13 protein-coding genes are annotated in these 13032 nt (G+C 45.0%); 4 read left to right on the top strand and 9 right to left on the bottom strand.

Going from position 1 to position 13032, the window contains the following annotated elements:
• Positions 1-33 precede the first annotated feature (33 nt).
• Complete coding sequence (gene cysC, locus A4R26_RS33530; protein ID WP_081171442.1) at positions 34-594, top strand: adenylyl-sulfate kinase; 561 nt, start codon at positions 34-36, stop codon at positions 592-594.
• A gap of 102 nt (positions 595-696) precedes the next feature.
• Here cysC and A4R26_RS33525 read toward each other — a convergent pair whose 3' ends face one another.
• Positions 697-975: a hypothetical protein gene (locus tag A4R26_RS33525; RefSeq protein WP_081171441.1), complete on the bottom strand. Its 279-nt coding sequence runs from the start codon at positions 973-975 to the stop codon at positions 697-699.
• Positions 976-1162: 187 nt separating this feature from the next.
• Here A4R26_RS33525 and A4R26_RS33520 point away from each other — a divergent pair, with 187 nt between their 5' ends.
• Both A4R26_RS33520 and A4R26_RS33515 read left to right on the top strand, forming a co-directional pair.
• Positions 1163-2002 carry an NAD(P)-dependent oxidoreductase gene (locus A4R26_RS33520; RefSeq protein WP_081171439.1) on the top strand — a complete coding sequence of 280 codons (840 nt, stop codon included), beginning with the start codon at positions 1163-1165 and terminating at the stop codon, positions 2000-2002.
• Positions 2003-2016: 14 nt separating this feature from the next.
• Positions 2017-3081: a class 1 isoprenoid biosynthesis enzyme gene (locus A4R26_RS33515; RefSeq protein WP_081171437.1), complete on the top strand. Its 1065-nt coding sequence runs from the start codon at positions 2017-2019 to the stop codon at positions 3079-3081.
• A gap of 86 nt (positions 3082-3167) precedes the next feature.
• Here A4R26_RS33515 and A4R26_RS33510 read toward each other — a convergent pair whose 3' ends face one another.
• From A4R26_RS33510 to A4R26_RS33495, 4 genes are all read right to left on the bottom strand, one after another.
• Positions 3168-3692: a host-nuclease inhibitor Gam family protein gene (locus tag A4R26_RS33510; protein WP_081171435.1), complete on the bottom strand. Its 525-nt coding sequence runs from the start codon at positions 3690-3692 to the stop codon at positions 3168-3170.
• Positions 3693-3763: 71 nt separating this feature from the next.
• Positions 3764-4213, bottom strand: coding sequence for a hypothetical protein (locus A4R26_RS33505; protein ID WP_081171434.1), 450 nt, complete (start codon positions 4211-4213; stop codon positions 3764-3766).
• Positions 4210-4608, bottom strand: coding sequence for a hypothetical protein (locus tag A4R26_RS33500; RefSeq protein WP_081171432.1), 399 nt, complete (start codon positions 4606-4608; stop codon positions 4210-4212). Before A4R26_RS33500 ends, A4R26_RS33505 begins: the two co-directional genes overlap by 4 nt.
• Before the next feature lie 12 nt (positions 4609-4620).
• Positions 4621-4902: a hypothetical protein gene (locus tag A4R26_RS33495; protein ID WP_081171430.1), complete on the bottom strand. Its 282-nt coding sequence runs from the start codon at positions 4900-4902 to the stop codon at positions 4621-4623.
• 40 nt (positions 4903-4942) lie between these two features.
• Between A4R26_RS33495 and A4R26_RS33490 the strand changes: the two genes are divergently transcribed.
• The gene (locus A4R26_RS33490) at positions 4943-5854 is read left to right on the top strand and encodes an XRE family transcriptional regulator (RefSeq protein WP_081171428.1); all 912 of its coding nucleotides are present in this window, start codon (positions 4943-4945) and stop codon (positions 5852-5854) included.
• Positions 5855-5904: 50 nt separating this feature from the next.
• On the opposite strand, the gene A4R26_RS33485 is transcribed toward A4R26_RS33490, so the two are convergent.
• The 4 genes from A4R26_RS33485 to A4R26_RS33465 all read right to left on the bottom strand — a co-directional run bounded on the left by A4R26_RS33485 (position 5905) and on the right by A4R26_RS33465 (position 13024).
• On the bottom strand, positions 5905-8235 hold the full coding sequence (locus A4R26_RS33485; RefSeq protein ID WP_081171426.1) for an ABC transporter permease: 2331 nt from the start codon (positions 8233-8235) through the stop codon (positions 5905-5907).
• Between the two features lie 280 nt (positions 8236-8515).
• Complete coding sequence (locus tag A4R26_RS33475) at positions 8516-9964, bottom strand: glycoside hydrolase family 30 protein (protein ID WP_081171650.1); 1449 nt, start codon at positions 9962-9964, stop codon at positions 8516-8518.
• A 17-nt stretch (positions 9965-9981) separates the two neighbouring features.
• Positions 9982-11445 carry a glycoside hydrolase family 30 protein gene (locus A4R26_RS33470; protein WP_081171422.1) on the bottom strand — a complete coding sequence of 488 codons (1464 nt, stop codon included), beginning with the start codon at positions 11443-11445 and terminating at the stop codon, positions 9982-9984.
• Positions 11446-11512: 67 nt separating this feature from the next.
• Positions 11513-13024 carry a RagB/SusD family nutrient uptake outer membrane protein gene (locus tag A4R26_RS33465; protein ID WP_081171420.1) on the bottom strand — a complete coding sequence of 504 codons (1512 nt, stop codon included), beginning with the start codon at positions 13022-13024 and terminating at the stop codon, positions 11513-11515.
• Positions 13025-13032: the final 8 nt, after the last annotated feature.

Genomic DNA, 13032 nt, shown 5'->3' with positions numbered 1-13032 from the left:
AATAAATCTACAAAGATTTCATGAATTCATAGAATGCGGCAGGCCACGATAATACAATTAACCGGGCTTTCAGGGGCAGGCAAAACCACGCTGGCCCAGGGAGTAAAACACCTGCTTGAAAAAGACGCGTTGAAAGTAGTGATCATTGACGGTGATGTGTACCGGAAGACACTTTGTAAAGACCTTGGCTTCTCAAAGGAAGACAGGATGGAAAACATCAGGCGGCTTGGCGCGGCGGCTTTTTCTTTTAAAGACCAGGCAGATATCATAATGATTGCGGCCATTAACCCGTTTGAAGAAACCAGGAATGAACTGAAAGAAAAATACGACACCAGAACGGTGTGGGTAAAATGCAACATGCCCGTTCTGATCGAACGCGACACAAAAGGATTGTATAAACGGGCACTCTTACACGACAAGCATCCCGATAAGTTATTCAACCTTACCGGCATAAATGACATTTATGAAATCCCTGTTTCACCCGATCTTGTCATCGACACAAGCACGGCAACGCCTGGGCAGTGTATCCGGCAACTATACGAATTCCTCATTTTGCCGGGTGTCTCCTATTTTCATAGGCCGGCAGGAGGTTGAGATCTTTCCCGGCCTCAATAATTATTTACAACAAAAAAGGCCCGCTGATGCAGACCTGATTTGCCTTTGTGCGTGTATCGTGTAACTATTCCTATATCGAGCTCACTTACTTTTTTTTCGTTTTTTATCGATCGTATATTGATTGTAGATCAGATCGATAATATGTTTGTCTTCAACTTCTATGAGCGATGCTATCCTGATGGCATCTTTAAAATTGAACCGCTCGGGATATTTGATCAGTTTGGTGAATGTTTGATGATGCATACCCAGATCATGCGCTACAACAGTTTTCGGTACGGTATCCAGTATTTCCGAAAAGCTTTTTATGTACCCTGCTGTAATCAGGTTCTTTACAGTATTGTAGCGCTTATCCTTCGCCATTATACAAAGAAAGCGGAAACGGCTAAATGTGCGTCAAATACGTCATTCAACTACATTTAAAAGTTCATTTTCTGACATACTTTAGTTCATTTACTGACATTGTTATATTCATATCGTACTTTTTTAATACCGTAATCACTTTTGCGCCGGTTTTGTGAAAATCCCCAATCTTTGCAAAAACATTATCATGAAAGCATTTTTGGGCATGGGACTACTGGGTTCCAATTTTGTACGGGCCATGTTAAAGCGGGGTGAAACGGTACAGGTTTGGAACCGCACGGCATCAAAAGCACAGGACCTGGAAAAAGAAGGCGCCAAAGCCTTTGCACAGGCACAGGAGGCAGTAAAGGGCGCAACTGAAATATTCCTGGCCCTGAAAGACGATGCCGCCGTTGATGAAGTGCTGCAGGCAGCCGAACCCGCACTAACACCCGGCGCTATCATAATCGATCATACTACTACGTCAAAAGAGGGCGCTATCAGAAGAACGCAGGCATGGAAAGAAAAGGGATTTACTTATCAGCATGCGCCGGTATTTATGGGACCGGTAAATGCCCTTGAAGGCACCGGCTTTATCCTTTTATCGGGCGATGAAGCCGTTATCAATATGCTTACCCCAACCCTTAAAAAAATGACCGGCCAACTGCTTCATTTCGGCGCCGAAACAGGAAAGGCCGCTGCCATGAAACTGGCGGGCAACGCCTTTTTGGTTTGCCTTACGGCCTCACTTAAAGACACGCTTACTTTATCAGGGTCGCTTGGTGTTTCTGTTGAAGAGCTGCTCACCCTGTTCAATTCGTGGAATCCCGGCACAATGATACCAGCCCGGTTGAAACGCATGACCAGCGCCGACCACAGCCAGCCATCCTGGGAACTGAATATGGCGCGCAAAGACACCCAACTATTTATAGATGCCGCACAACAGGCCGGCAACGAACTGGTGCTTATGCCCGCCATCGCCGCCCTTATGGATGAATTCATCGGCAAAGGTTTCGGCAATTACGACTGGACGGTGATCGGGAAATAGTACATTTGCCGCGCATGCGTCCCAATGATCATCCTACGGTAAGCAGTTTTCGCATCCTGAGCAGGATGCTGAACCTGTACCGGCAAATAAAAAAACAGGAGCGATTTTTTAACAACCATCTTCCCATTGCGCTGGCCGGCCTTGTGCCCGATTTTCACCAAAGATTTTCGCCAGCCCATATTAAAAGGATCACCAAATACTGGCAGCTTGGCCTGAACCTGGTATGCAAAAACCTGTACAATTTAACCGGGAAAGAATTACAGCCGCATGAGCACAAACGCATCGTACTGTTAAGTGTATTCGGCCCGTTGTTCGATGATCTGTTTGACGATAAAATTCTGGGTAATGAACAGATCATCTCATTGGTTACAAAACCCGAAACATATATCGCCGTAAACGATACAGACCGGCTTGTAACAAAAATATACCTGGAACTATTACGGAACCTGCCGAGGAAGCAGCTGTTTATGCAGCAATTGCGGGCTGTTTCATACTGGCAGCAGGAATCTTTGAAGCAATTGAACGACAATATAACGGAAGAGGAATTGTACCGCATCACCTATAATAAAAGTTACTATGCGGTGCTGTTATATTGCGCCGTGCTCGATGAATATCCAAATGAAGAAATGCGGGGAATGCTTTTTCCTGTGGCCGGTTTAATGCAATTGACCAACGACGCCTTTGACGTATATAAAGATGTGCACAACAACGTATACACGCTGCCCATCTTATACCGGAACTTTGAGCAACTGCAGCAACACTTTATGGCAGAAGTAGCACGCATCAATACTACCTTATGGCGATTGCCTTATACGGAAAAGGCAAAACTCAATTATGCCATTACCATTCACTCGTTACATGCCATGGGCTGGATGGCGCTTGAACAATTAAAACAGGTAACAACAGGCATACCAACGGTTGCAGCGCTTCGCTCAATGAGCAGAAAGTCGCTTGTTTGTGACATGGACAATTTTGAACAAAAAAGGAAATGGCTGGGTCACATCCGTCGTATTACCAACTATAGCGACTCCGCTGCCGGCAACCGGCCTGCATTCATTACCATCACTATGCCTGTATAAAGGCCACTCTGTAGAAACAGAACGGCTTACTTACTAGCTATGACACAAAAATTACAATCAGAACCTGAAAATATATGTAGCCGAGTTTATGCGCGCTGGCGTTGCAACTCAAGCATTTTGGTTTCAACAAAGAACGATTCACCCTGCTCCACGTCTATGTAACACTGTTTTTGCAGTTCAAGGAACTCTTTCTCATCACGCATGGCAATGATCGCTTCTTTATCCAGTTCGCACTTCACCCGTATCAACGATGGGAATCTTTCTTTTACCATATCAACTATATTATCCCAGGTAAACATTTTGTCCTTTGTAACCCTGGGTGTTCCTGTACGAAAACCGATCACACTATGTAAAAGATCGTAGCTTTTGCGCCGGCCCCAATTATCTTTCTGCTCTTTTGCATACACTTCCAGCACTTCGAACTGTTTTTCTTTCTCGCGGGTGAGGTGAATGATCTCATCGGCGAATTCGTCTTTAATGCTGTTGATGCGCTCGTTTATTTGCGCTTCAATAAAACCAAGGCGGGCCGACACTTCAGCATATCTCGAAGATGCTTCCTGTGCCTGATCATAATCTACATTGTTGATGACTCTCTTTTTTTCACGGAACATACGTTTATAATTTAGTTGTTATTAAATAAGGTAAGCAGGCGGCGCATTGGATGGGTTCTTCTGCCACCGTATCAATGCGCGCTTAATACCTGCTCTTCTTCTAATTCCATCAAATAGCTTCTTACAGGTCCATAATATTTCAGGAATTTGTCATCCTGAACACGCAGCCAGTCGTACCCGCTTCGAATACCTTTAATTACCCCGGCATGATCGGTTGCACCTGTGAGGTTGGCCAACACGCAGTAGGAGATCTGCGGAAAACGTTTCTTGCCAGCCATCCATAACAACTTTCTCATAATGGGGCGATCGTTCGCTCTGCTTTTATCGCTTACCCATGAAAGCTGAACGTTCCAGCATTCACACATCGATTCAAATAGTTGCCGCACATCGTCTTCCACCCTTTTATTCGAATAGCGTGGAACCAACACTACGTCAATACCAGCTTGTTGTTGAATTTCCGATTGAGCACGCGTAATTACATGGCTTACGATAGACAGCTCTTTTCTTGTGAGTATATTCATAACACTTCCGTTTTTATTATTTCGCTAATCATTGTTTTATAACCATTGCTCATAATTAATCCTACCGGCGAACACTCATCGGCCAATACGCGTGCATCGTGCCAATTACGATACAGCCTCCTTTTCTCTTCAATAGAAAGTTTGTCACATTTCATCAGGGTGCCGGCAAGAACATAATCTCTGTCGAGCCATTCGTTCTTCCACCATTTCCAATAGAGCTGGTGGAGTAACACTTCATCGATTGCCACAGGATCTTTTGATATATAATATTGTAAATACAAACAGCCACATTGAAACTGAAATTCTCCATACTGCAGTTCGTCCCAATTCAGTAAATGGCATATCTGTGCTTTGAGATGGGTGGCCAGATCATTCTGTATAAATAAATGGATCATGATCGGCAGCTTTCATGCTTCAGGATTCAGGCTGTCTTTAAACGGCACCGTATCTTTTGCAGCCCGTAACAGCATGTTATCGTTCTCAATTATTTGCATGTAGGTAGCCAGTATTTGCTCATTTTCCCGATCACCTCTGACAACTTTTCTGACATGATCGGCAGTAACACCGTGAATATCTGCCACCAAAGCAGCCACATCCCGCCTCCGCAGCATCGTTTCGTCGTTTTTTTGCCTACTTTTAGCCCCATGCATATTTGTATCGCTTTTCGATACAGCAAATATATGCCTCATTTTTTGACATTTCCAATTTTTGGGGCAAAAAATTTACTCTATGCCAACTTTTTTTGCATCGAACCTCTCCTTTTTAAGGAAAAATAAGGGGTTGACACAAGCGGAAGTGGCTACAGCATTGGGTTTGAAGCGAAATACCTTCTCCAACTACGAAACCACCCATTCTGAGCCAGATTTGAATACATTAGAAAAAATTGCCTCATTTTTCGACATATCAATGGATGAGTTAATCAGTATTGATTTGTCAAAAGGCGGCCTTGTCGAATTAAAAGGCGGAAATGATGAGAAAAATGACGATCGTGACAAAATAAATGGCGGCGTTACCAACGGCAATGTAACTTCTGCCGTGCGTCAATATCTGCCACCAATTGATGAGGATCTGCCCGTTTCTGTGGTAGGCAGCACGCTGTATCCTTACCGCCGCTTTCAGGCCCCAAAAATTATCACCATCGATAGCCAGGGGGAAGAGAATATCATTTATGTTCCGGTAAAAGCAAGGGCCGGTTATATGCTGGGCTATGGCGATCCGCAATTCATTCAGTCATTATCTGCCTATCGTTTGCCCGGATATACCAACGGCACTTACCGCATTTTTGAAGTGGAAGGCCATTCCATGTTCCCCACGCTGCAGGATGCCGACCGCGTTATTGCGCGCTGGGCCGATATATCGGAAGTTCGCGACGATCGCGTATATGTGCTGGTTACCCGCACGCAGGGTGTATTGATCAAAAGGCTCATCAACCGGCATCATGAAGGAAAGATCATCGTCAAGAGCGATAATAATCACGCCGGGGAATTTCCCACCATTGTTATGGAAGTAGACGAAGTAGCCGAAATATGGTATGTGGTTGAACGCTGGACCCGTCAATTGCCCGGCCCCGGTGAAATTTATAAACGCCTGGTGAATATAGAAGCTGAACTGGCCGTATTAAAACAAAAATTGGGAGAGTAGATCAGGTATCTTTCTCCCAATAGTCTATTCCATGTGAATACACTTATGTTCTACTCACTTCGCAAAGCGTTCACCGGGTTGGCTACAGCCGTTTTTATGGTTTGAAAACTTATTGTAGCAATAGCGATGACAATAGCCGTAACGCCCGATACCGGCAGTATCCACCAGCTAATGTTAGTTCTATAACTGAATTGCTGCAAAAACAAATGCATGAACAGCCAGGCCACCGGCGAGGCAACAAGCACCGAAATGCCTACCAGTTTTACAAATTCTTTTGTTAGTAAAGAAGTGACCGAAGCAACACTGGCTCCCAATACCTTTCTTATTCCTACTTCACGTCTTCTCATTTCAACCATATAAGCAGTAAGTCCCAACAGTCCCATGCAGGCAATAAATATGGCTATCAATGTAAATGAGTTTATCAAAGCAGAAGCATTCTTTCGCTGTTGAAAGGTTCTGGCAACATCCTCATCGGCAAACTGCAGCTCTGTGATATAGCCCGGGTTATTCTTTTTTATTATATCTTCTACTTTTTTAATGCCCTGCAATGTTGAGCCGGCCTGCATTCTTATATTGATAGTTCCATCATCTGTGCCATACCGGATCATTACGGGTTTGGCAAGCTCGCCCGGGGAATTTTGATAAAAATCTTTTACCACGCCAATGACCGTCCAGTTACGGTTATCTTCTTTCAGGGTTTGTCCAACCGGATTCGCAAATCCCAATTCCTTAGCCGCACTTTCATTTATTACGCAGGCCACATCATCTGATTTGTAGTTGTTATAATCAATATCGCGCCCTGAAAGCAGGGTAAGGCCGTTTGTTTTTACAAACCCGCCTGTGGTAGTATATAAGCCAAATGAAACATACTTGTTATCTTCCCTGCCATTCCACTCCAAACCACTTAAAGCACCGCCCACTCTTGTTATTGGCGAATTGGTTTTACAAATAGCCGCTACCATGCCGGTACTTGCCAGTTCCTGTTGAACAGCTTCAAAATTCTTTCGCAGATCCTGGGTCATTGAATGAAAAACCAAACCATCCTTTGCAAACCCCATCTCGCGGTTTTCGGTAAAATTGGCCTGTTTTCTGAAAAGGATCGAAAAGTTCATAAGGAAAATGGCCAATACAAATTGAACCACAACGAGTATGCGCCGGGGGGTTATCAACGATCCCTTATTGCTGAATACGCCCTTCAACACCTTTACCGGCTTAAACGACGATAAATAAAAGGCCGGATAACTGCCCGCCAATATGCCGGTAAACAGAATAAACGCCAGCCCCGATAACCAGAAAGCCGGCAAATGCCAGGGAATAGCTATCCGAACTTTTGCCATGGCACTGAACGACGGCCATACCAGTTGAACAATAAGCAGCCCTGCGCAACCCGCCAAAAAAGCAAGTAAGGTCGACTCTGTTACAAACTGAACGATTAACGATCTCTTTACAGCTCCCATTATCTTTCGAACCCCCACTTCTTTTCCTCTTTTCCCACTTTGCGCCGTGCTCAGGTTCATAAAGTTTATACAACCTATAAATAACATAATAACAGCCAGTACAGACAGGAAATAAATTTCTGACTGGGTTTTCGGGTTTCCTTTTTCATCAAAATTACCCTGCAAACTCATTTTACCAACAGGATGCAGAAATACCTGTGAGCCCTGTTCGTTCTTACTGTGTTTGCTTACAATATCAGCAATTTGTTTATCAACAATTGTTTTCTCTCCTGCACTGTTCAATTCCACAAAGGTGTTTGCAAAATAAAAATCCCACCTATTGTTATTATCCTGCCAGGCCAACAGGTAGTCGAACTTCAATGAACTGTTCACCGGCACATCTTTCAATACACCTGTTACGGTAACGTCGCGGGTATTATCCAAACGGATCACTTTATGTAAAGGATCTTCGTTCCCAAAGATCTTTTTCGCCATCTTTTCGGTAAGAACAATTGCATCACGATCTTCCAGCACTGCTTGTTTACTTCCCGTTATTAAAGGAAAGCTGAACATGTTGAGAAAAGGAGCATCTGCATAATAGCCTTCGGCCTGCAGCTTTTTATCTTTATAACTGAACTGTTTTCCTGTATAAGCAATTCTGGCCATTTGCCTGATCCGGGGATATTCTTTTTGCAATGCAGGTCCAAGGGGAGCCTGGCTATGGTCGTGGCAACTTAGCCGGCCATTTATAGACGTTTTATTATACACTTTAAACACCCGGTCTTTCTTTTCATGAAACTGATCGATACTTACCAAATAATAAATATTCAACAAAAGCAAACCGGCGCCGGCCATCCCTAACGCCAGTCCCGAGATATTTATAAAAGAAAGTAACGGTGTTTTAAACAGATTCCGGAAAGCAGTCTTAAAATAGTTTTTGATCATATGTTCCTTTTATGCGGCCTGCGGCAATAGTAAAACAACCTATAAAATGCCAGTTTTTTATCGCGCTCTCATCCAATGACTTATAGTTTGGTAATGTAAGCCGGTGTACGGTAATGTTACAGCCGGTGTTCATTTTTAAAGGCGGGTATAAAAACAGGAAGTACGAGGCAGATAACTGCTCGTACTTCATTCGGGATCTTTCATTGGTTGCGTTTCGCTTTCTGAACGCTCAACGCTTTATAGCGCAGCCCTTCGCATGGGGCTATACTTAAAACTGCTTTTATTCAATAACCAGCGTGGTAATGGAATGGGGCAAACTGTTTACTGCCGCTGCATTGCCCTGCAGCCAAAGGTTGTACTCAACTGCATCGTTCGAAAGGTTCAGCACCACTACAATCAACCTGCCATCGGGATTTATAAAGGCCGTTGTGATCAATTTATCGCGGCTTGAAGCAGTACCGATACGTTTTGCACCGGCCTTTACAAACTTTGAGAAATGACCTAAATAATAATAGGCGTTTGTATAGATGAGCTTACCGGTTTTTGTATCGGCATGTACAGGCGCAAAACAAAAATTACCTACATGGTTCGGCCCGCCGTTCTCATCGAGCAAAATATTCCAGTCGGTCCAGGCTACTGTACCGCTATTGAAATCATTTACCATGGAGAACCCGTAGCGTTCGCCGATAGACCATTCATTGATGCGGTTCAGATCGAATTTCTCCACACATCCTTCCGTAAATATCAGGTTGGTGTTGGGAAATGTTTCATGCACTCTTTTCAGGTTTTCGAACTGCATGGCGCTGCCGGTCCAGGTTTCGTACCAGTGATAACCAATACCCCAAACATATTTGGCAGCAGCCGGGTCGTTTAAGATGGTAGTTGCCCGCTGGTACAGCAGATCGCGGTTATGGTCCCACGCGATCAGTTTTTTGCTTCCCAGTCCCTGTTGCTGCAGGGCAGGCCCAAGATATTTCTTTATAAAATCGCGCTCTTCTTCTGCGGTAAATATGCACGATTCCCAGCGCTGTTTGGCCATGGGCTCGTTCTGCACCGTAAGGCCCCATACCGGAATGCCTTTGGCCTCATATGCTTTTATATACTTTACAAAATAACTGGCCCAGCTTTGTTTATAGCTCTCTTTCAGTTTTCCGCCCTGCAACATGTTGTTGTTGTCTTTCATCCAGGCGGGCGGGCTCCACGGACTAATATACAATGGTATCTTTCCGCCGGCTGTAGCAATGGCCTTTTTGATCATGGGAATACGATACTTTTCATCGTGCGCGATACTAAACGTTTTCAGCGCCACATCATTTTCGGCCACATAGGTATACGTATCACTCGAAAAATCGCAGCTGTTCATATTCGTGCGCACCAGCGAATAACCGATGCCTTTGCCGGCACTGTAATAAGCGTTTATCAGTTCGCTCTGGCTTTCAGCAGGCAGTTTGGCAAATGTTTCTGCAGTGGCATCTGTAATGGCGCCGCCTATTCCGGTTATGGTTTGAAATTTTCGGGTAGCATCTATAAACACACAGGGCTGCGTTTCCAGTGGCTGGCCAAACGGCGTAAGGGTAAGGGTATTTGTTTTTGAGAGGCGGTAATCCGTTTTATCGGCAGTGGTGTAAACCGTAACTGTTTTCCAGGCAGGTTTGGCCCCTGTTTGTTGCGCCTGCACAACACCTGTTTGGGTAACGAAAATTAAAAACGGGACAGCAATATTCTTCATTTTTTCTTTTTTTCTAATTACCATACATAGGTTCCAACGGCGCCTCCGTTCAATGATGAGGTTACCATTTTGCCATTGAATTTTATGTTGAAAGAACCGGTTTCGGTTCCTTTGTTCAACACGATCAATACTTTTTTTCCTTCCGGGTTCTTAAAGGCCACTGTAGCAAATGAGCCGGAATTGTTTGAAGCGATGCGCACCGAACCGGGACGAACGAATTTGGAAGCGTGCGCGATTATATAGTAAGCTACATTCCTTGTTACGTCTGAACCAATGGTAAGCGCACCGAGACAGGAAGTACAACCACCTGGCGTATGCGGTTGGTAACTGGCATCCGCCGCCAGGTTCCATTCAAGTACGTTGCGGCTCCAGTTGCGGGTAGCGCCGATGATCAGGTTCTCTACATGCCATTTCAGATCGCCCGCGAAATTACCCGGACCGCCAACCCATTGTTCAGTAAAATATACATGCCTGTCGGGGTGCGCATTATGTACATCGGTAAGCGCTGTAATACTGCCGCCATACAGGTGAAATGCCGAACCATCTACATATGCTTTTGCCGCCGCGTCGTTTAAAATTGCCAGCGGGTAATCGGGCCGGTCGGCATTATGATCGTAGGTAATTATTTTGGTTGTAATGCCTGCGGCTGCAAATGCAGGCCCGAGGTTGTTCTTTATGAATGCCGCCTGGTCAACAGCCTGCATTACCATGCTGGGATTGTTACCGCCATGCAATGGTTCATTTTGAACGGTAATGGCATCGATAGTGATGCCTTCAGCTTTCATTGCCTGAATGTATTTTACAAAATAAGTGGCATAGACGCCATAATATTCAGGTTTCAGGCTGCCGCCCACAAAGCTGCCGTTGGTCTTCATCCAAACCGGGGCCGACCATGGTGAGCCCAATATTTTTATGGCGGGATTTAAAGCAACGATCTTTTTGAGAATGGGGATCAGGTCCTGTTTTTCTTTATCGATGCTGAAGTGTGCGAGCGTGGGATCGGTTTCACCAGCCGGCACATCATCGTATGTAAATGTAGATGCGCTGAGGTCAGAGGCGCCGATGCTGAGGCGTAAGTAACTAACACCGATATGTGTACTGTCCCACAAAAATAGTTCCTTTAATAAAGCGTCGAGTGTAGCTGCGGGTAATGCGTTCAACAGGGTAGCGCTGCCGCCGGTCAAAGTATAGCCAAAGCCATCGATCGATTGAAAAGTTTGTGCCGTATCTACTTCAATAATAGTGCCTGCCGGTCCGGTACCTGAAAATACGAGGCTTACGTTTTGTTTTTGAAAAAGAATATTTTTATCGCCCTGTGTTACATACAAACTTACATCCGAAGCTACCGGTGGTTCCGGATCGGGCGGGGGGCTTTCGGAAACATTATTTCTATTGCAACTGCCGGCGAGCATCACACACACCAACCAGCATCCAACACTGTTGAGCATAATAAATAAATGATTTCTTTTTAATGGTTTCATGGGAAAGTTTATAAATGTGCCACACTTTAAAAGTGTGGCACACCTTCATACACTTCTTTTACAGCAACTAATTATAATTGGGATTCTGATCTATGTTCGTACCCTGTGTTTCCCTGAAAGGGATCGGGAATATTTCATGTTTTCCCTGTACAAAACCCCTGCCTCCCAATACAGAAGGCGCATCGCCCCATCTTACGAGATCGAACCAGCGATGGCCTTCACCGGCCAATTCGGCGCGGCGTTCAGTTTTTATTGCAGCAAGCGAAACAGGTACAGACCCAAGGCCAACACGGGCTCTAACGGCATCCAGTAAGGCCTGCGCTCTTGTGCCGGTTCCGCCCAATGCTTCGGCCTCCATCAAATACGTATCAGCCAAACGGATGATATAAGTGTTCTGACGATAGTTCAGGTCGGCAGCGCCGCCGCCTTTCGAAACATCCTGTTTGCGGGGAAGGAATTTATTCAGGAAATAGCCTGTATTCTGGTATCCTGCAATGTATTTTACTTTTCCTGCTGCAGCCAGTGCTTTTACATCGAGCAGTGTGGCTTCAAAGCGTGGATCGGTTTTTATAAAATCATAAAAATTCTGCGTAAATACCATAAAGCTCCAGCCCGAAGGAAGGTCCGGTGCAGTTTGATCAAGTCTTTCATAACTTCTTGGACCAACCTGTACATTCGCCGTATTGCCTTCATCGCGGCCGCTGCCCCAGAAGCCCCAGTCGGAATTACCGGCAGCACTATGGGTTTCTTCAAAGATCGATTCCGTGTTGAACTTGTTGTCAGGTAACCACAGATCGCTGAAATTGGTGAGTAACTTATAACCAAACATACTTGTACCGCCTGGTGTTCCGTTTACATCGGCCAGTTGCTGTGCTGCCAGTGCATTTTTATTTTCATACAGGTACACTTTTCCCAGCAGCGCTTTTGCCGCGCCTTTTGTCAAACGGCCCGCTTCTGTGCCAAGCGTAAGCGTGTTAGGCAAATCGTTGATGGCTTCAGTAAGGTCTTTTTCGATCTGTGCATATACATCCTCGGGTTTAGCCTGCGTTACATCATAAATGTTGTCGGTCTTCAATGGTTCAAGTATCAATGGAACGTTTTTGAACATACGCACCAGGTTGAAGTAATAATAGGCGCGTAAGGCTTTTGCCTCGGCTGCAAACCTTGCTCTCAGGTTATTGTCCATTGCCGGAACGGCGGGCAGTTTCTGCAACAACACATTCGCTCTTGTTATACCCTGGTAAGGATCGTTCCAGAAGCTGGCGGCCATTAAGTTGGCCGTTATGGTGTAGTTGGAAAAAGATTGCAACTGCATACCATCTGTTGAGTTACCACCGCCTGCAAAATGATCGTCAGATCCGGAGTTCATCAACGCAAGCATGTTATCGAACCCGCCCGAATTTTTGCGAACGGGATCGTATACCGCAACCAGAGCTGAATAAGCCTGGTCGGCATTGGAATAATAGGAGTTAGACAGGAATTGACCCTGCGGATTTATATCGACAAAACTTTTTTTACATGAAGCCAGCGCTACAATGGTAACCGCGGCAAGTAAGTAGTTTATTTTTATTGTACGCATAACCTTAA

This window comes from Niastella populi (genome assembly GCF_002078015.1).
Taxonomy (GTDB): domain Bacteria; phylum Bacteroidota; class Bacteroidia; order Chitinophagales; family Chitinophagaceae; genus Niastella; species Niastella populi.
This window is presented reverse-complemented; position numbering and strand designations above follow the sequence as displayed.

Coding starts and splice junctions, on each gene's coding strand:
- A4R26_RS33525 (WP_081171441.1), bottom strand. CDS start 975: ATGGCGAAGGATAAGCGCTACAATACTGTAAAGAACCTGATTACAGCA.
- A4R26_RS33490 (WP_081171428.1), top strand. CDS start 4,943: ATGCCAACTTTTTTTGCATCGAACCTCTCCTTTTTAAGGAAAAATAAG.
- A4R26_RS33515 (WP_081171437.1), top strand. CDS start 2,017: ATGCGTCCCAATGATCATCCTACGGTAAGCAGTTTTCGCATCCTGAGC.
- cysC (WP_081171442.1), top strand. CDS start 34: ATGCGGCAGGCCACGATAATACAATTAACCGGGCTTTCAGGGGCAGGC.
- A4R26_RS33465 (WP_081171420.1), bottom strand. CDS start 13,024: ATGCGTACAATAAAAATAAACTACTTACTTGCCGCGGTTACCATTGTA.
- A4R26_RS33495 (WP_081171430.1), bottom strand. CDS start 4,902: ATGAGGCATATATTTGCTGTATCGAAAAGCGATACAAATATGCATGGG.
- A4R26_RS33470 (WP_081171422.1), bottom strand. CDS start 11,445: ATGAAACCATTAAAAAGAAATCATTTATTTATTATGCTCAACAGTGTT.
- A4R26_RS33485 (WP_081171426.1), bottom strand. CDS start 8,235: ATGATCAAAAACTATTTTAAGACTGCTTTCCGGAATCTGTTTAAAACA.
- A4R26_RS33520 (WP_081171439.1), top strand. CDS start 1,163: ATGAAAGCATTTTTGGGCATGGGACTACTGGGTTCCAATTTTGTACGG.
- A4R26_RS33500 (WP_081171432.1), bottom strand. CDS start 4,608: ATGATCCATTTATTTATACAGAATGATCTGGCCACCCATCTCAAAGCA.
- A4R26_RS33505 (WP_081171434.1), bottom strand. CDS start 4,213: ATGAATATACTCACAAGAAAAGAGCTGTCTATCGTAAGCCATGTAATT.
- A4R26_RS33510 (WP_081171435.1), bottom strand. CDS start 3,692: ATGTTCCGTGAAAAAAAGAGAGTCATCAACAATGTAGATTATGATCAG.
- A4R26_RS33475 (WP_081171650.1), bottom strand. CDS start 9,964: ATGAAGAATATTGCTGTCCCGTTTTTAATTTTCGTTACCCAAACAGGT.